The 22,394-nt window shown below is 66.9% G+C and carries 19 protein-coding genes, 1 tRNA gene and 1 pseudogene; 13 read left to right on the forward strand and 8 right to left on the reverse strand.

What is annotated here, in order from left to right:
* Nucleotides 1-238: 238 nt before the first annotated feature.
* From A5655_RS01520 to A5655_RS01540, 6 genes and pseudogenes are all read left to right on the forward strand, one after another.
* A complete protein-coding gene (locus tag A5655_RS01520) occupies nt 239-1,819 on the forward strand; it encodes a serine hydrolase (RefSeq protein WP_067004830.1) in 1,581 nt (526 codons plus the stop codon).
* A complete protein-coding gene (locus tag A5655_RS01525) occupies nt 1,816-4,203 on the forward strand; it encodes an HAD-IC family P-type ATPase (protein WP_067004832.1) in 2,388 nt (795 codons plus the stop codon). Before A5655_RS01520 ends, A5655_RS01525 begins: the two co-directional genes overlap by 4 nt.
* A 34-nt stretch (nt 4,204-4,237) precedes the next feature.
* Nucleotides 4,238-4,327: pseudogene (locus A5655_RS27640) on the forward strand (Rv0909 family putative TA system antitoxin); the annotation flags it as partial.
* A gap of 16 nt (nt 4,328-4,343) precedes the next feature.
* Complete coding sequence (locus A5655_RS01530; protein WP_067004834.1) at nt 4,344-4,817, forward strand: SRPBCC family protein; 474 nt, start codon at nt 4,344-4,346, stop codon at nt 4,815-4,817.
* A gap of 88 nt (nt 4,818-4,905) precedes the next feature.
* Nucleotides 4,906-5,679 carry a VOC family protein gene (locus tag A5655_RS01535; RefSeq protein WP_067004836.1) on the forward strand — a complete coding sequence of 258 codons (774 nt, stop codon included), beginning with the start codon at nt 4,906-4,908 and terminating at the stop codon, nt 5,677-5,679.
* A gap of 49 nt (nt 5,680-5,728) precedes the next feature.
* The gene (locus A5655_RS01540; protein ID WP_067004838.1) at nt 5,729-6,163 is read left to right on the forward strand and encodes a hypothetical protein; all 435 of its coding nucleotides are present in this window, start codon (nt 5,729-5,731) and stop codon (nt 6,161-6,163) included.
* 4 nt (nt 6,164-6,167) lie between these two features.
* On the opposite strand, the gene A5655_RS01545 is transcribed toward A5655_RS01540, so the two are convergent.
* From A5655_RS01545 to A5655_RS01560, 4 genes are all read right to left on the reverse strand, one after another.
* Nucleotides 6,168-6,650, reverse strand: a complete 483-nt coding sequence (locus A5655_RS01545; protein WP_067004840.1) for a VOC family protein — start codon at nt 6,648-6,650, stop codon at nt 6,168-6,170.
* A gap of 2 nt (nt 6,651-6,652) precedes the next feature.
* Entirely contained in the window at nt 6,653-8,167 is a 1,515-nt protein-coding gene (locus A5655_RS01550) for a carotenoid oxygenase family protein (RefSeq protein ID WP_067004842.1), read from the reverse strand.
* A gap of 2 nt (nt 8,168-8,169) precedes the next feature.
* Nucleotides 8,170-9,396: an acetyl-CoA acetyltransferase gene (locus A5655_RS01555; protein WP_067004844.1), complete on the reverse strand. Its 1,227-nt coding sequence runs from the start codon at nt 9,394-9,396 to the stop codon at nt 8,170-8,172.
* Between the two features lie 238 nt (nt 9,397-9,634).
* On the reverse strand, nt 9,635-11,026 hold the full coding sequence (locus tag A5655_RS01560; protein WP_067004847.1) for an MFS transporter: 1,392 nt from the start codon (nt 11,024-11,026) through the stop codon (nt 9,635-9,637).
* A gap of 359 nt (nt 11,027-11,385) precedes the next feature.
* Here A5655_RS01560 and A5655_RS01565 point away from each other — a divergent pair, with 359 nt between their 5' ends.
* Nucleotides 11,386-12,837, forward strand: coding sequence for a DUF4185 domain-containing protein (locus A5655_RS01565; RefSeq protein ID WP_082978425.1), 1,452 nt, complete (start codon nt 11,386-11,388; stop codon nt 12,835-12,837).
* Between the two features lie 67 nt (nt 12,838-12,904).
* The gene (locus A5655_RS01570) at nt 12,905-13,705 is read left to right on the forward strand and encodes a DUF732 domain-containing protein (protein WP_067004849.1); all 801 of its coding nucleotides are present in this window, start codon (nt 12,905-12,907) and stop codon (nt 13,703-13,705) included.
* A gap of 154 nt (nt 13,706-13,859) precedes the next feature.
* Here the strand turns inward: A5655_RS01570 and A5655_RS01575 are convergent, their stop codons facing one another.
* Nucleotides 13,860-14,813 (reverse strand): LysR family transcriptional regulator, encoded by a 954-nt coding sequence (locus A5655_RS01575; protein ID WP_067004851.1) that lies wholly within the window; start codon nt 14,811-14,813, stop codon nt 13,860-13,862.
* Between the two features lie 170 nt (nt 14,814-14,983).
* Here A5655_RS01575 and A5655_RS01580 point away from each other — a divergent pair, with 170 nt between their 5' ends.
* The 5 genes from A5655_RS01580 to A5655_RS01600 all read left to right on the forward strand — a co-directional run bounded on the left by A5655_RS01580 (nt 14,984) and on the right by A5655_RS01600 (nt 19,675).
* Nucleotides 14,984-15,862, forward strand: coding sequence for an SDR family NAD(P)-dependent oxidoreductase (locus A5655_RS01580; protein ID WP_067004853.1), 879 nt, complete (start codon nt 14,984-14,986; stop codon nt 15,860-15,862).
* Between the two features lie 3 nt (nt 15,863-15,865).
* The gene (locus tag A5655_RS01585) at nt 15,866-17,002 is read left to right on the forward strand and encodes a sulfotransferase (RefSeq protein WP_067004855.1); all 1,137 of its coding nucleotides are present in this window, start codon (nt 15,866-15,868) and stop codon (nt 17,000-17,002) included.
* 82 nt (nt 17,003-17,084) lie between these two features.
* Entirely contained in the window at nt 17,085-18,074 is a 990-nt protein-coding gene (locus A5655_RS01590; protein WP_197508565.1) for a hypothetical protein, read from the forward strand.
* 6 nt (nt 18,075-18,080) lie between these two features.
* Nucleotides 18,081-18,890 carry a mycofactocin-coupled SDR family oxidoreductase gene (locus tag A5655_RS01595; RefSeq protein ID WP_067004859.1) on the forward strand — a complete coding sequence of 270 codons (810 nt, stop codon included), beginning with the start codon at nt 18,081-18,083 and terminating at the stop codon, nt 18,888-18,890.
* Nucleotides 18,891-18,904: 14 nt separating this feature from the next.
* Nucleotides 18,905-19,675 (forward strand): SDR family NAD(P)-dependent oxidoreductase, encoded by a 771-nt coding sequence (locus A5655_RS01600; RefSeq protein WP_067004862.1) that lies wholly within the window; start codon nt 18,905-18,907, stop codon nt 19,673-19,675.
* Nucleotides 19,676-19,966: 291 nt separating this feature from the next.
* On the opposite strand, the gene A5655_RS01605 is transcribed toward A5655_RS01600, so the two are convergent.
* The 3 genes from A5655_RS01605 to A5655_RS01615 form a co-directional block, all read right to left on the reverse strand.
* Nucleotides 19,967-20,039 (reverse strand) — tRNA-Arg (locus A5655_RS01605).
* A gap of 39 nt (nt 20,040-20,078) precedes the next feature.
* A complete protein-coding gene (locus A5655_RS01610) occupies nt 20,079-20,903 on the reverse strand; it encodes an LLM class F420-dependent oxidoreductase (protein ID WP_082978426.1) in 825 nt (274 codons plus the stop codon).
* Between the two features lie 24 nt (nt 20,904-20,927).
* Nucleotides 20,928-21,983, reverse strand: coding sequence for a poly-gamma-glutamate hydrolase family protein (locus A5655_RS01615; RefSeq protein WP_067004866.1), 1,056 nt, complete (start codon nt 21,981-21,983; stop codon nt 20,928-20,930).
* Nucleotides 21,984-22,394: the final 411 nt, after the last annotated feature.

The following is a 22,394-nucleotide window of genomic DNA, read 5'->3' on the forward strand; positions in this document are numbered from 1 at the left end:
CTACGCTTCGGTCCAAACGGAACTCACCGACCACGGGGTTGCCCCGGAAACTGTCGGCCTCGACGCAATCCCTGACGGCCTCCCAGTAGGGATTGTCGATGTCCAGATCGTCCGTGTCTAAGACCTTTCGTCGCGCTCTCCTGAAGATAATGTGGCGCCGCGTCGTGTCCGCGGGGGGTCCGGGATGTTAAATCGGTTGTCGTTCCGCCGGCCATCGTCGCCGCGCTAGGGTTCGGCCATGACGAAACGCGCGGCAACGGCTGCGGCGGTGGCTTTGCTCGCGTTGACGGCGTGCGGGCCCGCGCCGCCGATGTCCAGCCCGACGCCCGCGCCGTCCGGCGCGCCGCCCAACGAGGTGTCGGGCCTGGCGATCCCCGCCGGCCGCGTCGACGAGGCCGTGGCGAAGGTCGACGGCCTGGTCGGCGACCTGATGAATAGCACCGGCATCCCCGGGATGGCGGTAGCCATCGTTCACGGCGGAAAGACCGTATACGCCAAGGGGTTCGGGGTCAGGGACGCAAGCAAAGGCGATGCGCAGGACAACAAGGTGGACGCCGACACCGTCTTCCAATTGGCGTCGGTGTCCAAATCCGTCGGTGCGACGGTGATGGCGCACGAAGTCGGTGACGGCGTGGTCACCTGGGACACGCCCGTGGGGTCCAAGCTGCCGTGGTTCGCGCTGAGCGACCCCTACGTAACCGGCCACGTGACCATCGCCGACCTGTACTCGCACCGTTCCGGGCTGCCCGACCACGCCGGTGACAAGCTGGAGGCCCTGGGCTATGACCGCCGCCAGGTGCTCGAACGCCTGAAGTACCTGCCGCTGGCGGCTTTCCGGAACAGCTACGCCTACACCAACTTCGGCGTGACGGCGGCCGCCGAAGCGGTCGCGGCCGCGGCGGGCAAACCGTGGGAGGACCTGTCCGCCGACGTGCTGTACCGCCCGCTGGGGATGACGGCCACGAGTTCGCGTTTCGCCGACTTCGTCGCCAGGCCCGACCACGCCGTCAATCACGTCAAGGTCGGCGACAAGTGGGAGCAGCGCTTCCAGCGCGATCCGGATCAGCAGTCGGCCGCGGGCGGGGTGAGCTCGTCGGTGAACGACATGGCGCACTGGCTGATCATGTTGCTGGGCAACGGGACTTACCAGGGCCAGCGCATCGCATCCGCGGAAGCCCTGCTGCCCGCCACCACCGCGCAGGTCGTCTCGGTTCCCGCGACGACACCGAAGGCCCGCTCCGGGTTCTACGGTTACGGATTCAACGTGTCGGTGACCTCGTCGGGGCGCGCGCAGTACAGCCATTCCGGTGCCTTCGCGTTGGGGGAGGCGACGAACTTCGTGGTGCTGCCGTCGGAGGATGTGGGCATCATCGCGCTGACGAACGCGGCGCCCATCGGCGTGCCGGAGACGCTGACCGCCGAGTTCATGGATCTGGTGCAGTACGGCCAGATTCGGGAGAACTGGGCCGAGCTGTACAAGCAGGCGATCGGCTGGATGAACAACCCGGAGGGTTCGCTGGTCGGCAAGCAGCCGCCGGCCAACCCGGTCCCGGCACGGCCACTGCGCGACTATGCCGGCGTGTATGCCAGCGACTACTGGGGCCCGGCCGTGGTGACCGAGCGCGACGGCGTGCTGCAGCTGTCGCTGGGGCCGAAAAATCGGACGTTCACACTGGCGCACTGGGACGGTGACACCTTCACCTTCGCGATCACGGACGAGAACGCCCCGCCCGGAACGATTTCCAAAGCCACCTTCGTCGGCAACACCCTGAACCTGGAGTACTTCGACTCCGACAAATTGGGAACCTTCATCCGATGATCGCGGGCCTCACCGATGCCGAAGTGGCGCGGCGGGTAGCCGGGGGCAAGACCAACGCCGTCCCGGAACGCGCCACCCGCAGCGTCGCGGCCATCGTTCGCGCCAACGTCTTCACCCGGATCAATGCCATCCTCGGCGTCCTGCTGCTGATCGTGCTCGCGACGGGCTCGGTGATCAACGGGCTGTTCGGCCTGCTCATCATCGCCAACAGCGTCATCGGCATGGTGCAGGAGATCCGGGCCAAACAGACGCTGGACAAACTCGCGATCGTCGGACAGGCGAAACCGTTGGTGCGCAGGCAATCCGGGACCACCACGCTGATGCCGGGCGAGGTTGTCCTCGATGACATCATCGAGCTCGGTCCCGGCGACCAGGTCGTCGTCGACGGAGAAGTCGTGGAGGGGGAGAACCTCGAGGTCGACGAATCGCTGCTGACCGGCGAGGCGGACCCGATCACCAAGGCCCCGGGCGATGCGGTGATGTCGGGCAGCTTCGTCGTCACCGGCATTGGCGCCTATCGCGCGACCAAGGTCGGCCCCGAGGCCTACGCCGCCAAGCTCGCCGAGGAGGCCAGCAAGTTCAGCCTGGTGAAATCCGAACTGCGCAATGGGATCAACCGGATCCTGCAGTTCGTCACCTATTTGTTGGTGCCGGCCGGGCTGCTGACCATCTACTCCCAGTTCTTCACCACGCACGCCGGCTGGCGGCAATCGGTACTGCGGACGGTCGGGGCGCTGGTGCCCATGGTGCCCGAGGGCCTGGTCTTGCTGACGTCGGTCGCGTTCGCGGTCGGGGTGATCCGGCTCGGCCAACGGCAATGCCTGGTGCAGGAACTGCCCGCCATCGAGGGCTTGGCGCGCGTCGACGTGGTGTGCGCCGACAAGACGGGCACCCTGACCGAAAGCGGCATGCGGGTTTCCGAGGTGGTCGAGGTCGTGCAGTCCGAGCCGGTCTCCGACGCGCTGGCCGCGCTGGCCGCGGCCGACGCGCGCCCCAATGCGAGCATGCGAGCGATCGGCGAAACCTTTGACCGGTCACCGGGCTGGATCCCCAGCGCCACCGCGCCTTTCAAGTCGGCCACCAAATGGAGCGGCGTGTCCTTCGGTGACCGGGGTGATTGGGTGATCGGCGCGCCCGACGTGCTGCTGGACCCGGCGTCGGAAGCCGCCGAACGGGCGGAGGGCATCGGGGCGCAAGGGCTGCGGGTCCTGCTGCTGGGTCGCGGCGACGTGGCCGTGGACCACCCCGACGCGCCGGGCCGGGTCACCCCGGTCGCGCTGGTGGTGCTCGAGCAGAGGGTGCGCCCCGACGCCCGCGAGACCCTGGATTACTTTGCAGCCCAGGGTGTTTCGGTCAAGGTGGTCTCGGGCGACAACGCGGTGTCGGTCGGGGCCGTCGCGGGCAAGCTCGGGCTGCGCGGCGATGCGATGGACGCCCGTCAACTACCCACGGAACCGGCCGAGCTGGCCGACGCGCTGGACAGCCACACCACCTTCGGACGGGTCCGGCCCGACCAGAAGCGGGCGATCGTGCGGGCGCTGCAATCGCACGGCCACAGCGTGGCGATGACCGGCGACGGCGTCAACGACGTGCTGGCGCTCAAGGACGCCGACATCGGCGTCGCGATGGGCGCCGGCAGCCCGGCGTCGCGCGCGGTCGCGCAGATCGTCCTGCTGGACAACAGGTTTGCCACGCTGCCGTATGTCGTCGGCGAGGGCCGGCGGGTGATCGGCAACATCGAGCGGGTCGCCAGCCTGTTCTTGACCAAGACGGTGTACTCGGTGCTGCTGGCGCTGTTCGTGGGCATCGAATGCCTGCTCGCCAAGCCGCTCCACGCCGACCCGCTGCTGTACCCGTTCCAGCCGATCCACGTCACCATCGCGGCGTGGTTCACCATCGGCATCCCGTCGTTCATTCTGTCGCTGGCGCCCAACAACGAACGCGCGTACCCGGGCTTCGTGCGCCGGGTCGTGTCGTCCGCGCTGCCATCCGGGCTCGTCGTCGGCGCGGCGACGTTCGCCTCCTACCTGGTGGCCTACCACGGGCGCCACGCCACGTTCCAGCAGCAGGAGCAGGCGTCGACGGCGGCGCTGATCACGTTGCTGGTGACCGCGCTGTGGGTGCTCGCGGTGGCCGCGCGGCCCTACCAATGGTGGCGGGTGGCGCTGGTGGTGTTCTCCGGCCTGGCCTACGTGGTGATCTTCAGCATCCCGCTGGCACAGCAGAAGTTCCTGCTCGACCCGTCGAACCCGGCGCTGACGTCGGCCGCCCTGGGCATCGGCGTGATGGGCGCCGCCGCGATCGAGGCGACGTGGTGGATCCGGGCCCGGGCGCTGGGGGTGCAACCGCGGCTGTGGCGGGAGGCGGCGACAGCCGCCAAGTAAAATTCCGGGCGAATCCTCGGGAAGGGGCACGCAGATGGGATTCCTGGACAAAGCGAAGGACCTGTTGGCGCAGAACGTCGACAAGGTCGAGATGGCGATCGATCAGGCCGGCGAATTCGGCGACCGGGTGAACTAGGCGCATGGCGAAACTCTCCGGATCGATCGACGTCCCACTGCCGCCCGAGGTGGCCTGGAAGCACGCCTCCGACCTGTCCCGCTACAAGGAATGGCTGACCATCCACCGGGTGTGGCGCAGCACGTTGCCCGACGACATCGAAAAGGGGACGGTCGTCGAGTCGATCGTCGAGGTCAAGGGCATGTACAACCGGATCAAGTGGACGGTGGTGCGCTACAAGCCACCGGAAGGAATGACGCTCAACGGCGACGGCGTCGGCGGCGTCAAGGTGAAGCTGATGGCCAAGGTGCGGCCGGCGGACGAGGGTTCCACCGTGGGATTCGACGTCCATCTCGGTGGTCCCGCGCTGTTCGGGCCGATCGGCATGATCGTGGCCGCCGCGCTGCGCAGCGACATCAACCAGTCGCTGCGGAACTTCGTCCGGGTGTTCACCGCCGCCGATCCCCGCACGAACGGTGACGGCGGCGTCCATCGCTGATCGCGACCGATGAGTTTTCGCCTCGGCGCCAGTCGATACGTGTGAACCCCGATGGCGGGGCCACTACGACACGCGAGGAGGGGTCATCGTGCCCATTCGTGATGGCGCGCCGCTGGGCGCTCCCTGCTGGATCGATTTGACGACGTCGGACCTGGACCGGGCCCAGGACTTCTACGGCACGGTGTTCGGCTGGACGTTCGAGTCCGCCGGGCCCGAATACGGCGGATACGTCAATGCCGCCAAGGACGGCCACCCCGTCGCCGGGCTGATGGCCAGCCGGCCGGAGTTCGGGTCGCCGGACAACTGGGCCACCTACTTCCACACTGCCGACGTCAACGCGACGGTGTCGGCGATAACCGCGGCGGGCGGCGCGCTGTGCATGGGGCCGATGGAAGTCCCGGCCAAGGGGCACATGGCGGTGGGGACCGACCCGTCGGGAGCGTTCTTCGGGCTGTGGCAGCCGTTGGAGCACCGCGGGTTCAATGTGATCGGGGAGGCCGGCTCCCCGGTGTGGCACCAGCTGACCACCCGCGACTTCCGCGCCGCCGTGGACTTCTACCGGCAGGTGTTCGGCTGGCGCACCGAGGTGGAGTCCGACACCGACGAATTCCGTTACACCACCGCGTGGTTCGGGGATCAGCAGTTGCTCGGCGTGATGGACGGGACCAGCTGCCTGCCCGAGGGCGTTCCGTCGAATTGGACGATCTTCTTCGGCGCCGAGGATGTCGACAAGACGCTGCAAGTGATCGCCGATAACGGCGGCGCCGTGGTGCAGGGTGCCGAGGACACCCCGTACGGGCGGTTGGCCGCGGCGACCGACCCGACGGGCGTCAGCTTCAACCTTTCTTCGTTGCAGGGCTAGCGGGCGTTGATCACGCCGGCGCAGGGGCGAGTCAGCTAATCTCCCAACCATGACTCGCCGCCTGCGCCCTGGTTGGCTGGTGGCGTTTTTCGCGCTGCTGATCTCGGCCAGCACCTGGATGCCGTGGCTGACGACGGCGGCGGGCGGCGGGGGCTGGGCCAACGCCATCGGAGGCACCCACGGCAACCTGATACTGCCGAAGGGCTTCGGCGCGGGACAGCTCATCGTGTTGCTGTCCTCGACGCTGCTGGTGGCCGGGGCGATGGTCGGCCGCGGGCTGTCGGCGAAGATCGCTTCGGTTGCGGCGCTGGTACTTTCGTTGCTGATCGTCGCGCTCACGGTGTGGTACTACAAGCTCAACGTCAACCCGCCGGTGTCGGCGGAATACGGCCTCTACGTCGGCGCCGTCGGCGCGGCCTTCGCGGTGGCCTGCTCCCTGATGGCGGTGATCACTGCGTTGGCGGCCGGCCGGCCGACCCACTGAGGTTTCAGCCCGGCGGGAACTCGTGTTTGCCCGACGTGCCGCTGCCCTCGGGCTCGTTGACGCCGAACACGAAGGGGGCGAACACGACTTCGCGTCCGTCCGGGTCGCGGTAGGTGACCGCGCCCGTCGCGTCCCAGTACGGGTGCTGCTCGACCGGCGCGAGGTCCGCCGCCTGAAGGCGCGCGATCGCGGCCTGTTGCGCCTCCCGATCGGGGAAGTACAGGCACAGCTGTTCGTGCGGGTCGACGGCGACAGGCTCGACCGACTCGACGATCTCCAGGGTCAGGTTCCAGCTGGGCAGTCCGAAGATGGCGCCGTTGCTGCCGTAGCTGGCCTCGAACGTTTCGTAGAGCGGCAGCCCCACCAGCTCACGGTAAAACCGCACCGTCTCTTCGAAGTTCGACGAGCGCCGGGCGAAGCGGAGGGAGCCGAGCGGCGCGAGGTGCGGCGGCCAGTGGGTCGACTGGTGGTTGGATCCGGGATACATCGTCACAGCCCGACCGCGCTTGGCGCCGACTCCGCGGTGTGCCAGCGGCGCAGCCGATCGCCGGGCGCCCACGTCGAATGTGTGCCGCTGGAAATGCGTTCGGGCAGTTGGAGTTTGCACACCGGGCCATCACCGATGCGGGCTGCGTCGAAGACCACGCAGTAGGAGGCGTCGGCATTCATGTCGGTGGTCAGGGTGACCAGATAGCCGTCGTCCTCGCCGCTTCCGCCGACCCGCGGCGCCATCGCGGTCTCGCTTCCGTAGACACCGTCGCCGAACGAGATGGCCTCCTGGTTGCCGGTGAGCACGTCGTGTTTGACCAGGCCGTCGAACAGGAACCAGCCCGGTTTGCCGGTGGCGGCGTAGGTGTACCGGTAGCCCGTCGTTGCGTAGTCGGGGTTGATCGTCCCGAACTCGGTGATCCAGTCCGACAGTTGCTCTTCGGTCACCGCACCGGTGACCAGGTTGAAGCGCCACCGGTGCAGCCGGGCCTGCAGCCGATCCAGCGCCAGGAACCGAAAGAGCTTCTCCCACTTGGTTCCCCCGGTGTCGAGCGGCTGGGGGTCGCCCTCGAAGAAGCCGTCGAGCACGATCTCGTCGCCGTCCTCGTAGGCGTTGACGAAGTGCAGGACGAAGGTCGGGTCGGCCTCGAACCATCGGATGTCGCCCGTCGAGCCGCGGCGAGGGAGCACGGCGAAGCGCGACGGGATGTCGGGATAGAAGCGCGGCAGGTGCACGTCGTGCTCGAGTAGCCGCGGATCCCAGAACAACGGGAAATCGTTGAGTATCACGTAATTTTCGGTGAACGTCATGTCGTGCGGCAGCCGGGGCCCCGGCAGCGGGATGTCCACGTAGTGGACCAGTTCGTCGCTGTCGTCGACCACGCCGTAGCGCATGTACGGCTCTTGCTTGCTGTAGTTGAAGAACAGCAGCTCGCCGGTTCTGCCGTCGACCTTGGGATGTGCCGACACGCCCCAGTCGGTGGGGAAGCGCCCGTTCCACGTCTCCTTGCCGATCGTGTTGGCCGAGTACGGGTCGACCCGGTACAGATCGCCGCACTGATAGAAACTGGTCAGCGCGATTCCCCGGTGCACGATCACGTCGGTGCTCGACGCATCCTTCATCCGGGTGCGAGCGCCCCAGCCGTCCTCCCGCTGGGTCAATTGCACCGCTTCGGCCAGGCCGGGCCACAGGGGCTCGCCGGCCTCGTTCTCGGCCAGGAAACCATCCGTTCGGACAAAGCGGTTGCGGTAGAAGGCTTTTCCGTCGCGGAAGCCGACGACGTGCAGCATGCCGTCGCCGTCGAACGGGTGGTAGGTCTTCAGCGCCGGGTGCAGCGGGTTCTCGGTGTTGCGCAGGTAGACGCCGTCCAGGTCGCGGGGGATTTCACCCTCCACGGCGGTGAGGTCGTCGGCGTCCCACTCCGTGGTCTGCGGCCGCCAGGGACCGGTCCGGTAGGGGTGGTCGTCGTCTTCGGGCAGGGTGGACAGGTACTTGCCGACGATCTCGACGTCCATGGTCACGACTCCCTGGTTGCGCTCACGACGAAGCTGACGGTGGTGGCGGTGCTGCCGCCGAAGTTGAGGGTGCCGAAGGTGTTGGCGCCCTCGACCTGGCAGTCGCCGGCCGCGCCGCTGACCTGTTTGGCGGCGTCGAGCAGCATCCGGACGCCGGACGCCCCGACGGGATGGCCGCCGCCGATGAGCCCGCCGCTGGGGTTGATGGGCAGCCGGCCGCCGATCTCGATCTCGCCGTTTTCGATGGCCTTCCACGACTCGCCCGGGCCGGTCAGCCCGATGTGGTCGATGGCGAGGTACTCGCTGGGCGTGAAGCAGTCGTGCACCTCGTACCCGTCGAGGTCGTCGAGCGTCACTCGTGCCCGGCGCAGGGCGTCGAGGACCGCCGCCCGGACATGGGACAGCACGTACGGGTCGTCGACCGCGCGGTCGAGCTTCTGTCGCAGACCCAGCCCGACGGTGCGGTGTCCCCAGCCGTCGATGCGGCCGATCGGGCGGGCGTCCGGGTGGTCGCGCAGGTATGCGTCGTTGACCAGGACCACTCCTGCGCCGCCGTCGGTCATCTGGCTGCAGTCGAATCGGCGCAACCGGCCCTCGGTGATCGGGTTGGTCGCGTCGTCGTCGGTGATCGGCTCGGGGACCGTCCACCCGCGCGTTTGGGCGTTGGGGTTGCGGCGCGCGTTGGCGAAGTTCAGCTGCGCGATCGCGCGTAGATGCGCGTCGTCCAGGCCGTAGCGCCGGTCGTACTCCTCGGCGATCTCGGCGAACATCGACGGCCAGAGGTAGCGAGCGCCGGCGCCCTCGTGTCCGGTCCATGCGGCGGCGCCGAGGTGCTGGGCGGCGGTGTCACCCGGCACGGTCTTCTCCAGCTCGATGCCCACCACCAGCGCGGTGTCGTAGGCGCCCGACCGCAAATCGGCCATCGCCGAGAGTGCCGCCACGCTGCCCGAGGCGCACGCCGCCTCGTGCCGCGAGGCCGGGGTGTCCCAGAGCTCGTCGCAAACCGTGGCCGGCATCGCCCCGAGGTGACCCTGGGCGGCGAACATCTCGCCGAAGGCGTTGCCGACGTGCACGACGCCGATATCGGCGGCGGCCACTTTTGCGGTGGTGAGCGTGCCCTCAACGACCTCGGCGGTCAACGATGCGAAGTCGCGGCCTTCCCTGGTGAGGTTGCGCGCGAAATCGCTTTGGTAGCCGCCCAGTATCCACACGCCAGTCGAGCCGTCCATATGCGGCACGCTACTCCTGGGCGGTTCGGCCGACTGGCCAAAAGGGCGGCCCCGTCGGCTCTCGGGCTGAACCGACGGGACCTAGACGGGCGCGAAGGCCGGCCGACGCGCACGCCTCTTTTGGAACATTGCCGCCAACCGTGATCGACAAACAAATTGGATCAACCTGGTAGCCGGCTGTTGGAATCGGCGCTGACCTGGGCGATTTGCCTTTGCGCTGTTCAGGGCGCCGCGAGGGCTAGACGGTGTCCTCGACCAGCTCCGTCGGATCGGGCCTATCCGTGCCGGTCTGCGCGTCGGCGCGGTCGACGGCGGCCAAGTCGATGCCCTTGGTCTCGCGGGCGGCCAGGGCGGCCACGGCGCTCACCGCGGCGGTGGCCGCCAGGTACCAGGCGATGGGCACCGAGGATTTGTAGGTCTCGAGCAGGCGAACGGCGATGATCGGCGCCAGCGACCCGGCGACGATCGAGGTGACCTGGTAGCCGAGCGACACCCCCGAGTACCGCATCCGGGTCGGGAACATCTCCGCCATGGCCGCCGGCTGGACCGCGTACATGACGCCGTGGAACACCAGCCCGATGATGACCGCCGCCAGGATGATCGCGTTGCGGCGGCTGTCCATCATGGGGAAGGCGAAGAACCCCCACGTGCACGCGCAGACGGCGCCGACGAAATAGATTGGGCGCCTGCCGAACCGGTCACTGAGGCCCCCGGCCAGGGGGATCACCAGGAAGTGCACGGCGTGCGCGATCAGCAACCACGACAGGATCGCCTTGGTGTTGGTGTGCACGTGCACCTTGAGGTAGGTGATGGAGAAGGTGACGACGAGGTAGTACATCGTGTTCTCGCCGAAGCGCAAGCCCATCGCGGTGAAAACGCCACGCGGGTAACGCTTTAGCACCTCGATGGCACCCAGCTGCCTGGCCTTGGTGCGGTCGACCTCCTTTTGTGCGTCGAGAAAGATGGGGGCGTCCGTCACTTTGGTGCGGATGTAGTAGCCGATCAGGACTACGACCGCGGACAGCCAGAAGGCCACGCGCCAGCCCCAGCTCAGGAACGCCGCGTCCGAGAGCGTCCACGTGAGACCCAGCAGGACGACGGTGGCCAGCATGTTGCCCCCGGGTACGGCCGCCTGGGGCCAGCTCGCCCAGAAGCCGCGGCTGTCCTTGGGGCTGTGCTCGGCGACCAGCAGCACCGCGCCGCCCCACTCGCCGCCGACGGCGAAGCCCTGGACGAAGCGCAGCACCACCAACAGCGCCGGCGCCCAGTAACCGACCTGGGCGAAGGTGGGCAGGCAGCCCATGAGCACGGTCGCGGCGCCCACCAGCAGCAGGCTGAACTGCAGCAGCTTCTTGCGTCCGTAACGATCGCCCAGTTGCCCGAAGACGAGGCCGCCGAGCGGGCGGGCGGCGAAGCCGACGGCGTAGGTCACGAAGGAGGCGAGGATCGCATCGAGCTCGTTGCGGCCGGACGGAAAGAACACCTTGCTGAACACCAGCGTGGCCGCGGTCCCGTAGAGGAAGAATTCGTACCACTCGACGACGGTGCCAGCCATGGACGCGGCGACCACTCGGCGAAGGAACGTCCGGTCTTGGAATGGGTCCGGCCGCAACTGATTAGGGACACTCACCGGATGTCCTCCTAGGTGGACCGCCCGCGGGGGGCGCCGACCGCGTGTGCCGGCGGAAGGGAGCGTACCGCGGTTTTGTGGGCAGCGCGCCGTGGCCTCAGGTCCCATCCGTCACGTGATCCGGGGGGTGTGCCGACGTGCCCGCCTCACAGCGACAACGACGGCAATTCACGCGTGATTGGCGAGAAACCGATGCGTTGCGACACGGTCACGGATGCATACCTATCCGCTGCTCGCTGGTCACATTAGCCCCGTGAATCACTATCGTCACATGAGCCAGCTGCGGACGTCAATTGCGACGGCCCGCTCCCGGGAAAGGTGTGACATTGACGGCGATTCCCCGGATCCTGTCGTTATCGATGGCGTCGGCGACCGCCATCGGTTTCTTCGTCGTGGTCGGCCCCGCGCCGTCGGCGAACGCCACACCCTGCGGCGCGCCCGAAGCGAACGTCGACCCGCCGGCCGCGCCCCCGGCGATGCCCGCGCCCCAGCCGGTCGTCCAACCGCCGACCGGTCGTCGGCCCACCCATGCGAACGACCAGGCGCCGTTGCCCAAGCTGGGTCCGCTGATCTCGTCGTTGCTCAAGCCGGGGACCGGGGGTCAGCGGTACTCCGCGCCGATACAACCGCAGGCGGGCGTCGTCCCGCCGCCCGGACCCAATCCGCCCGCGCCGGGCGTCCCGCAGGTGCCGAACGTGGCCCCGGTCCAGCCGCAGCCGGCCCCCCAGCCGGCGGCGCAGCCGGCGCCGCCGCCGCCGGCCAACATCGCGGGGGCCCCGACGTCGCTGGTCGACTGGGTGACCGGACCGGAAGGCCCGAACAAGACCCTGCAACGATTCAGCATCTCGGGGACCGACCTCGGGATCATCTGGGACAACGGCGATCCCACCAACCGCCAGGTCCTCATGGCCTTCGGTGACACGTTCGGCTATTGCAAGGTCCGCGGCCAGCAATGGCGATACAACACGCTGTTCCGCAGTTCGGACCGCGACCTGTCGCACGGCATCCACATCGCCGACGGGGTGCCCAACGACCGGTACTCCGGCTCACCGGTGTGGGCGTCCAACCTGTCCAAGCAGGTCGTCAACACCATCCACAAGGCGCCGCACGAGACGGGCATCATCCCGACCACCGGCATGTCCCTGGGGCGAACCCAGTACATGAGCTACATGTCCATCCGGCAGTGGGGCCGCGACGGCGAATGGCAGACAAACTACTCCGCGATCGCGAGATCCGTTGACAACGGCCAGAACTGGGGGATCTTCCCCGGCAGCATCCGGACGGCTTCGGCGGACGCCATCCCCGGGGTCCCGTTCACGCCGGGTAACGAGAACTTCCAGATGGGCGCGTTCATGAAGGGGAACGACGGCTACATCTACCAGTTCGGTACCCCGTCGGGGCGTGGCGGTGCGGCGTTCCTGTCGCGGGTTCCCCCGAACTACCTGCCGGACCTGAGCAAATACCAGTACTGGAATGGCGACAACGGCGGTCATTGGGTCGCGGCCAATCCCGGGGCGGCGACGCCGCTGTGGCCGGGCCCGGTCGGTGAGATGTCGGCGCAGTACAACAGCTACCTCAAGCAGTACCTGGTGCTCTACACCAACGGCGGCAGCAACGACGTGGTCGCGCGGACCGCGCCGACGCCGACCGGACCGTGGAGCGGGGAGCAACCGCTGGTGTCGTCGTTCCAGATGCCCGGTGGCATCTACGCGCCGATGATCCATCCGTGGTCGTCGGGGCGGGACCTGTACTTCAACCTGTCGCTGTGGTCGGCGTACGACGTGATGTTGATGCACACCGTTCTGCCCTAAGCGCACACGCGTTGTCAGGGGTCACCGGGACTTGTGGCAACGTCGCGACACCCGCAGACTGGTTGATATGCGCGATCGGGAGGCGATCGACCAAGAGCTGAGGCTCATCGCTCTTGGGCGCCAATCGATCCGTGCGCAGGGCGCTCGGCCGTCGATCCAAGACATCGATGCGCTGCTCGACGAGCGCCTGGGTCACCCGGTCGAGGTCGCCCTAACGGAGGCGGTTGACGAGGTTCCAGTGCCCACCGACACCTCATCGCCGCGCAATGCGCCCCATGGCCGCAAGCGTCGGCGCCGCCGCTTCGTTCCCCTCGCGGCGTTGCCGTTGTCTCTGCTGGCCGTCGCCGCCGCCGTGGTCGCGGTCATGTTCGGCACGCACAGATCGGACCCGGATCCGCCGTCGGCCGCCCCGCCGGAGTCGGCCGTCCCGCCGCCATCGGCCGTCACGCCGCCGTCTGGATCGCAGCCCAGCCCGGCCGCGCCAGTGGCACACGTCCCGCAGCTCGAGATCGTCGACCGGGCATACATCGGCGCGCTGAAACAGGATGGCGTGCCGGTTCCCAGCAACGAGTACGTGACGACCCATGGGCACGCGGTCTGCGAGTTCCTAGCCAACCAACCCGACTTCGCGGAGGCCGTCCGCGTCCTGCAGCAATCATCGATATGGGACGCCAATCAGAGCGCCAGCGTCGCGGCCGGTGCCGTCGTCGCGTATTGCCCGCAATACCAACCCTCGAGCCTGGACCACCTCCAGCCCCGCTTCCAAGATGCCCTGTCCGGTCTGCAGGCCATCGAACGTGATCTGCAGGGCATCCAGGGTAATTTGCAGGACATCCGTGAGGGCCTGCCGCCGCTGCCGGGTCAGTAGTAATCGCCTCCGTCACCACGCCGACGTCAATGTTCAGTCCTGCCAACATAGTCGGACGCTGTCCTGCGAGTAAGCAATGCGTCAGGTCACACCCGGCACGCGGAGCGCCGACCTCCAGGACCGGACGCTTCGACTTCCGTGACGTCAAAACCAGTTAGGCGAGTGCGGGGTCCCACGGTTGTGGTGATAGGAACCGAGCGGGCCACCGCCCGGCATTGATGAGGTGGGAGGTTTCTTCACGCAGAATGTTTCCCAGCTTTGCGGTGAATTCTCGTGGCAGTTCCAGATTAGTCGTCGCAGCGACACCGAGCCGCTGGGTAAGGGTGGGCTCGCCCAAGGGGGCATAGCGTAGCTCGCTGGAGTCAATTTCCTTGCGGCAGGCGGAAAGCGGCAGGACGCCGTAGACGAGACCGGCTCCGATGGCCCGCTTGATCAGCTGGAGCGAATCAGTAGCGATACGCCAGCTGATCTTGACTTTCGTTCGCAGTGCCGCGTTTTCGATGAGGTTCCCTATGCCCGTGTGCGAGCGAGGAACCACGAGCGGCAGCTTTACCAGTTCGGTGAAGGTGACCACTCGCTCGGGATCCAGATCCGACGTCGTTGCGCCGACGACGACCAGATCTTCGTCTAAAAGATCGCGGTAGAACACTCGGTCATCGGGCACCGGGTTGATCACGGCGACGTCGACCGCGCCTTTAAGCATGTCTGCGACGAGCAGGTCGCTGCTTCCGGTCTCCACCGAGAAACTCACCTTCGGAAACACTGCGGTCAGGCTGGACAGCAGTGGTGCCGCCAGGACGTCGACCGTTGTGTCGAGCAGCCCCAGGCGTACGCCGCGCGCCAGTCGCGCCAACGGCGATCCGGTGTATCGCATGGCGAGCTCGAGTTGACGCAGCGGTGCCGCGGTGGATGCTCGCAGCCGTTCCCCCTCGTCGGTGAGTTGCACCCCACGCCGCGTCCGATGGAAGAGAACCACTCCGAGGTCTTCTTCGAGTAGGCGGATCTGCCGGCTCAGCGCCGGCTGCGCGATTCCCAGGGAGGCGGCCGCGCCGGTGATCGACCCCTCTTCTGCGATGCGCAGGAAATATTTCAGCCGATGGGTGTCCACTGCACACAGGTATACCAGCCATCAAGCATCGGCATGACTGGCTTCCGCAATTGGTATTACCTCGCCGGTCGGTCCCGGATTTAACGTGGCTAGGCGAACGACGGTGTTCTGATGCGATGCCGCGCTGATATGGCGAGCCGTCGATCGGACATGCGGTGAAAGGGGCCGGCATGACGGTGCAACAAGAAAAGCAGGATTGGGCAGAAATACTGGGCTTCGACCGGCTGCCGGAGCACATCATCGGCAAGCGGGTCACCGAGCTGATGGACCTGTCGGGCAAGAAAGCTGTTGTCACCGGCGCCGGGGGAGACGGCCTCGGTCAGGCGATCGCCAACCGGCTCGCCGGCCTGGGCGCCGACATAGGGCTCATCGGGCGCACGCTGGAAAAGGTGCAGCGGCGTGGCCGCGAAGTCGCGCAACGCTGGGGGGTCAAGACAGTCGCGATCCGCGCCGACATGTCGGACTGGGATCAAGTGCATGCTGCCGTGCTTGAGGCGCACAGCGCGCTGGGTGGTCTCGACATCATGGTCAATAACCCTGTGATGGTCGCCGGTGGGCTGTTCGAGACTCAGACCAAGGAGCAGATCGACTTCACGGTGCTCGGCAGCCTGACGATGATGATGTACGGTGCGCACGCCGCACTGCAGGTTCTTCTTCCTCAGGGATCGGGGAAGATCATCAACATCGGCTCGTCCGGTGGCCGCATCCAGCAGCGGGGCCTCACCGTGTACAACGCGTGCAAGGCCGGCGTGATCGGGTTCACCCGCAACCTCGCGCACGAGGTGGCGTTGCGCGGCGTAAATGTTCTCGGCGTCGCACCCGGGATCATGCTCAACCCCCAACTCAAGCAGTACGTTCTGGATCCGCAGGACGACCAGGAGCGCGCGGGACGCGCCGCGATCATCGAGGCCATCACGCAGCAGGTGCAACTCGGCCGGGCCTCCCTGCCCGAGGAAGCCGCCAACATGGTCGCGTTCCTTGCCACCGAGGCCGCCGATTATCTGTGCGGCCAGACCATCGATGTGGCCGGCGGACAATGGATGGGCTGATCGATGCCGACCGTCAATGATCTCTTGCATGCCGCGGTCACCCAGACCGGTCTTGACGATTTCGGCGAGGATTCGTTTCGGGAGGGCCTGGAGATTCTGGTCGCGTCACTGCGTGGCGAGGCCCGGCTCAACGCCAAAGGTGAGGCATTCATCTATCAGCGCATCACGGGATACCTTGCACAGCGGCTGCAGGTGGAGGACTGGTATCGCCGCCATCCCGAGATCGACGGGGTTTCCCTCGAGGCTCCGTTGATCGGCTTGGGGTTGCCGCGCACGGGTTCGACGGCGTTGTCAGTGTTGCTGGCGCAGGACCCCCAAGTCCGATATCTGCGTATGTGGGAGTCGTCGCAACCGTGTCCGCCGCCCTCGACAGTGCACGGTGTCGACCCGCGCATTCCAGCGGGCGAGGGCGAGATGATCGGCACTCGCCGCCACGTGCCCACGGACGCGCACGGGCCGATGGAGTGTCACGAGCTGATGGCGCTGAGTTTCGCCTCCCACCTGTTTCAGTCGTTTGCTCAAATTCCGACGTATTCGGCGTGGTTGGTGGAGCGGGCCGATCTCACCCCGGCGTTGGCATATGAGCGTCGGGTCCTCAAGCTGCTGGCCTGGGGTGAGCCGACGCGGCCGTGGCGGTTGAAATGCCCCTCGCACGTGCTGTGGCTCGACCACCTCGACAGCGTTTTTCCCGATGCGAAATTCGTGATGACGCACCGTGATCCGACCGACGTGATTTTGTCGGTCGCCGACCTGTACGCCGACATTATCGGCCAGTTCACCGACGACGTTGACCGTGCGTATATCGGGCGGCTCAACGTCGAGCACTGGTCGACGGGCATGACCCGCACCCTGCAGTTCCGCGCCGCGGGCAACGATAACCGGTTCTACGACATCGACTTTCGCGCGATGCAAGCCGACCCGATCGGCGAGGTGACCGGACTGTACAGCTGGCTCGGCGAACAGGTCAGCGACGAATTCGAAAGCCGAATGGGCAGCTGGTGGGCGCAGGCAGCGGGCGATCGTGAACCGAGCAGCCATGCCGACCCTGTTCAGTTCGGGATCGACATGAACGCGGTACGGCCACTGTTCGCCGACTACGTAAAGGCCGCAGTCCGCTGGACCGACCACGCCAAAATCTAGGAGAACCATGGCTGTTGATCTCACCAGTGGCATTGACCCCTCGCGCGAGCTCGTGTTCGCCGAGCGTCCAGATAACCCGGAGATGCGAGACTCGGTCAGCTTCTGGGTCGTCGACGATCGCGGCGAGATTGGCCTGCCGCGGATCGGAATCGAAGCCGTCGCCGCCAATTGGGATGCCCACGACATCCAGGTGAACGTGGCCTACCCCGACGGCCGGGTGTACCGGCTGCGCACCAACGGCCCGTCGCTTCCGGCCGCAGGACCGGACGGTCGTCCGACTGTGCTGGGCGCGGGTGGGCTGGTGTTCCGCTGCATCGAACCGTTCACCACCTGGTCGATGACCTTCGACGGCATGGCCGTGCAGACGTCATCATCTGAACTCGTCGACGGAAGGAAAGACGGCCCGTTGGTGGACATCGCTTTTCATGTCGAGGCCACAATGGTCGTGCCGCCGTGGATCCAAGGCGCGTTGCACACCGACGCCGGGGAGCAGTTGAGGACGTCCATCGAGGGCAACCTGATGGGGGGCCCGCGTTACGAACAGCTGTTTGCCGCGGCCGGGTCGGTGACCGTCGATGGCAGCCGGCAGCGGTTCACGGGCAGTGGTCTGCGGATCCGCCGCCAGGGGGTGCGCAAGCTGGCCGGCTTTTGGGGGCATGCGTGGCAGTCGGCGGTGTTTCCGAGCGGAAAAGCGTTCGGCTATATCGCCTATCCACCGCGCCCGGACGGCGAGCCGACGTTCAACGAGGGCTACGTCTTCACCGGCGACGGGCCGCTGATCCCGGCGCGCGTGGTCAAGGCGCCGTGGCTGACCCGCTTGCAAGCCGTTGGCGAAGACGTGTCACTGGTGTTGGAAACCAACGACGGCGTCATAGCCATCGACGGCGAGACGGCGTTCTCCACCCACGACATCCATCACGACGACGACTCCTACTCCGTACATGCGATGAAGAAGGAGATGCCCAGCTTCCCCGCACTGCAGCAAGCCGGCGTGCGCTACCGCTGGGACGGCGAGGACACCTACGGCATGCTCGAACGCTCCAACCCGCTCGACAAGATACATCGGGACTGAACTGCCGTGGACAACAAAGTAGCTCTCATCACCGGAGCCGCGCGCGGGCAGGGACGGGCCCACGCGGTGCGGCTTAGCGCCGACGGCGCCGACATCATCGCGGTCGACATCGCCGGGCGGCTACCGGAAAGCGTCCCATATGAGTCGCCGACTCCCGATGATCTCGCCGAGACCGCGCGGCTCGTCGAAGCCAACGGCCGGCGCGCGATCACCGCGGCGATCGATGTGCGCGACGCCGAAAAACTGCGCACGGCCGTAGGCCACGCGGTCGCCGAGCTCGGCCGCCTCGACATCATCGTCGCCAACGCGGGAATTTGTTGCCCGGCACCATGGGACCAAATCACGGACCAGGCGTTCCGCGACACCATCGACACCAACGTGATCGGCACGTGGAACACCGTCATGGCAGGCGCTCACCACATCATCGGAGGGGGACGGGGAGGGTCGATCATCCTGATCGGTTCCGCTGCCGGCGTGAAAATGCAGGCGTTCATGGTGCATTACACGGCGAGCAAGCACGCCGTCACCGGCATGGCCCGGGCCTTCGCCGCCGAGCTGGGCCGCTACAACATCCGTGTCAATAGCCTGCACCCGGGAGCCGTCGTCACCCCCATGGGAACGGGCCGTATGCGTCAAGCGCTGCAGTCAGCGGCCGCGACATATCCCCACCTGGAAGGCCTGCACAAGCCGCTACTCCCCGAGGGCATCGCGCAACCCGAAGACATCGCCGACGCTGTTGCCTGGTTGGCGTCGGACCAATCGAGATTCGTTACCGCATCAGGTGTTTCGGTCGATTTGGGTGTCGCTCACTGCTAGGTGGAGGAGGGGCTGTGCGCGGATTGCAGGGCAAGGCGTTCATCGTTGCGGGAGGCGCGACCGGGATCGGAGCCGGAACCGCCGCACGGCTCGCCAGCGAGGGAGCAGCAGTGGCCGTCGGTGACATCAACATTGCCGGCGCCAAGGCGACGGTAGAGCGGATCACGCAATCCGGCGGGGATGCTATCGCGGTCCAATTCGACCTTGCCGACGAAGGATCCGTCCAAGACTTGGTGGAGAAGACTGTTGGCGAGTTCGGTGCAGTCCACGGCCTACACAACGTGGGCGCGGATCTGTCCGCTGAGAACCTCGGCCGCGACACCACGCTGCTCGACACCGATTTCGATGTCTGGCACCGCACGCTCGACGTCAACCTCCTGGGTTACGTGCGCACCAGTCGTGCCGTTTTGCCGCGTCTGCTGGAGCAAGGCGGGGGCAGCATCGTCAACACTTCCTCGGGAGGCTCGTTGGGCACCGACCCGTTGCACGTCGCCTACAACGCCGCCAAAGCCGCAGTAAACCAGCTCACCCGTCACATCGCGAACAATTGGGGCGCCCACGGAGTGCGGTGCAACGGCATCATGCCTGGGCTGGTCATGGGCGAGACCCAGCAGCGGCAGAATGATGTTGAGTTGCAGCAGATGTTCGTGAAGGCCGCTAAGGTGACCCGTCTCGGCGAACCACGAGACATCGCCGCGATCACTGCCTTTCTTCTGTCCGATGAAGCCGAATGGATCAACGGACAAGTCTGGTACATCGGCGGAGCATCACACATGCGCCAGTAGGCAGCGTTGCACCTTACCTCCGATCCCAATCCGCAAAATGCGTGCGATGCACGCAATTCTGCTGCTGTTTTGCAGCCGGCAATTCGCTTGGCAAGGCTTATTTTGGGTGGTCGGCAGGCGTCCCGCCCACGCCGTCTGCGCCCTGATACCTCTGCTCGACCACGTTCAACTCCCTCATCGAAGGAGTGTCAGGGATCAGCCGAAGTAACTGCCACGCATCAGCCGAAACACTGTCACCCATCAGCCGAGGACGAACTGTCACGCATCAACCGAGGTCATACACCACATTTGTGCCCCCGGCAGGATTCGAACCTGCGACACCGGCTTTAGGAGAGCCGTGCTCTATCCCCTGAGCTACGAGGGCGGACGGGCCGAGCTTACCGGGGACAGCATGCGCGATGCGTCACCGCAGTTCGGCGATCACCTTCGCGAACGTGTCGAGGTTGTTGTCCTGCACGGTGAAGCAGCTCAGTCCGTACTTTTCGCGGAGCCCGACCAGCGTGTCGGCCATCTCGCGCGGTGACCCGCTGAGCACCGACGGCATGGACAGCAACTGCTCATCGGACAGCTCGGGTGCGTACTGGCGGGTCATCCTCAAATCCGGTGCGCTCTCGCCGTCGGGCGGCATCGCCGTGATCACCATGTTCAGCTCCAGCGCGTCGAAGCGGTCACCCGCTGCATTGCGAACGAACTCGATGCGTTCGGCCAGCGGGTCGTCGACGTCGCGCACCCGGGCGCCGGTCAGCCCGATAATGTCGGCGTGCCGGGCGGCCAGCGTCAGCACCCGGTCGCCGTTGCCGGCGATGAGGATCGGCGTCGTCGGCTGATGTTCCTTGAGGTACGTCGTCATGTGCTCGAGGTAGTCGACGCGGGCCCCGGCGCTGGGGTACGGCAGCTCGGCGGCCTCGAATTCCTCCCGGACATAGCCGGTGCCGAGCCCGATCTCGAGCCGGCCCTCGCTCAGCACGTCGAGGGCCTGCAGGTCCCTGCTGAGCAGGGCCGGCTTGTAGAACGCGGCGTTGAGCACATACATGCTCAGCTTGATCCTGCTCGTCACCATCGCGACCGCGGTCAGCGTCGGCGACGGTGCCGCCGCGCCGAGATGGTCGGGCACGCACAGGATGTCGTAGCCGAGATCTTCGGCCCGCTTGACCTTGTCGACCAACGCGGAGCGCGACTTGAAGAACCGCATGCTCAGCCCGAAGCGAAAATCCTTGCCCACCAACAACCTCCGTTCAACGACCAAAAACACTTACCAGGAACGCGCCGCGGCCGCCAGCCCCCGCACCAGGGCGGAGGTGACCGGCGACAAGCCGTCGGCGCCCGGCAGCGGGCTGCGCGGACTAAGACCCCGCACGCGGACCGAAAGTTCCAGCTGCGTCCCGCCGTCGCGCACCCGGTTCACCGGGTTGTCGGGATGCAGGCCCCGCAGTTCCGGCGGGATGTCGTCGATGTCGGTGACGACCTGATAGCCGGTCAGCCCGATGTGCCGCGCCAGGTGGGCCGCCAGCGTGCGGTTGCGTCCCCCGGCCAGCAGCTGGGTGCCGCGCCCGATGCGCCCGTAGCCGTGCAGCGAGACGGCGACGTCGACGTGATCGAGAAACTCGGCCAGCCGCGGCGACTCGTCGGGATCGTAGCGGGCCGACGGGAGGTGGTGCGGGTAGCGGTCGGGATGGCGCACCAGGTACACCGAGGCGTCGGCGGCCTCCGCGGCGCGTTCGGCGATGACGTCGGTCATCTCTTCCAGGCCGCCGCCGTGGATGGCGAGAAAACCGAAACGCGATCGCAGCCGGCTCTCCTCGGTCACGCCGGGTTGGCTCAATAACGCTGAAAGTGATTGCGGCGCAGGTGTTGTCGCGGCGACGGGTCGGGGCCAGCGGGTCGGATCCCAGCGGCGCAGGAAGTCGATCCAGCGTTGCGGCAGCCCGTGCTGCGCGGCGCCATCGATGATCCTGGGCAGGTAACCCGGCCGGGGCGGGCCGGGAAGCACCCGGTGATCGATGTAGACCCAGGCCGGTGACGGCCCGTCGCCGGTGTGGACGGTCAGCCGGTCGCGCCGGTAACGCACCGGCACACCCTCGGCGCTGTCCAGCGCCGCGAGGTCGTCGTCGGAGACCTGCCACAACACCCCATGGACCTCGTTGCCGGCGAACGGTTCGACGGTGGCCACGCCGCGCTGGTTGATCAGCCAGTCGTGGTCGGCCAGCACCGCCGGCCGCGGGTCCGCGGCGTCGGGGCAACGCAGCGCCATCTGCCTGACGCACAGATTCGACCCGTATGCGAAATAGGGGTGCCGGCGGGCCGGCATCTAGGCGGTCACCGTCTGGGCGCTGAGATCGAGGACCAAGCTAACTCCCGCGAGCCTCTCCACGGACGACGACGTTCCCATCCTGCCGCACGGGTAGGCCCGGGCGCTACGTGCGGGTCACCTAAGGATCGGGCCGGACGGACTCGACGGCGGCGGGGGCGGCGGGTTCGGCTTAGACGGAGGGGGCGGCCGATTTGGAGGCGGAGTCCCGGAGGGGGGCGGCGCTTTCGGCGGCGACGGCGGCGCCTTCGGCTGCGACGGCGGCGGATACCTCGGCGGCGGCGGCAACACTATCGGCGGGGGAAGTATCACCGGCGGTGGCACCACCACGACGGGCGGCGACCGTTCACCCGCTGATGGTCGAGCTCAACCGCAATTCGTTTGTGCAGCTGGTGATGTCGAATTGGCTAG

It is taken from the genome of Mycobacterium sp. 1081908.1, assembly GCF_001673535.1.
Lineage (GTDB): Bacteria > Actinomycetota > Actinomycetes > Mycobacteriales > Mycobacteriaceae > Mycobacterium.

Bases quoted from the DNA above. Each gene is read 5' to 3' on its own strand.
- A5655_RS01520 (WP_067004830.1), top strand. From the start codon at position 239: ATGACGAAACGCGCGGCAACGGCTGCGGCGGTGGCTTTGCTCGCGTTG.
- A5655_RS01525 (WP_067004832.1), top strand. From the start codon at position 1,816: ATGATCGCGGGCCTCACCGATGCCGAAGTGGCGCGGCGGGTAGCCGGG.
- A5655_RS01530 (WP_067004834.1), top strand. From the start codon at position 4,344: ATGGCGAAACTCTCCGGATCGATCGACGTCCCACTGCCGCCCGAGGTG.
- A5655_RS01540 (WP_067004838.1), top strand. From the start codon at position 5,729: ATGACTCGCCGCCTGCGCCCTGGTTGGCTGGTGGCGTTTTTCGCGCTG.
- A5655_RS01545 (WP_067004840.1), bottom strand. From the start codon at position 6,650: ATGTATCCCGGATCCAACCACCAGTCGACCCACTGGCCGCCGCACCTC.
- A5655_RS01550 (WP_067004842.1), bottom strand. From the start codon at position 8,167: ATGGACGTCGAGATCGTCGGCAAGTACCTGTCCACCCTGCCCGAAGAC.
- A5655_RS01555 (WP_067004844.1), bottom strand. From the start codon at position 9,396: ATGGACGGCTCGACTGGCGTGTGGATACTGGGCGGCTACCAAAGCGAT.
- A5655_RS01565 (WP_082978425.1), top strand. From the start codon at position 11,386: ATGGCGTCGGCGACCGCCATCGGTTTCTTCGTCGTGGTCGGCCCCGCG.
- A5655_RS01570 (WP_067004849.1), top strand. From the start codon at position 12,905: ATGCGCGATCGGGAGGCGATCGACCAAGAGCTGAGGCTCATCGCTCTT.
- A5655_RS01580 (WP_067004853.1), top strand. From the start codon at position 14,984: ATGACGGTGCAACAAGAAAAGCAGGATTGGGCAGAAATACTGGGCTTC.
- A5655_RS01585 (WP_067004855.1), top strand. From the start codon at position 15,866: ATGCCGACCGTCAATGATCTCTTGCATGCCGCGGTCACCCAGACCGGT.
- A5655_RS01590 (WP_197508565.1), top strand. From the start codon at position 17,085: ATGCGAGACTCGGTCAGCTTCTGGGTCGTCGACGATCGCGGCGAGATT.
- A5655_RS01615 (WP_067004866.1), bottom strand. From the start codon at position 21,983: ATGCCGGCCCGCCGGCACCCCTATTTCGCATACGGGTCGAATCTGTGC.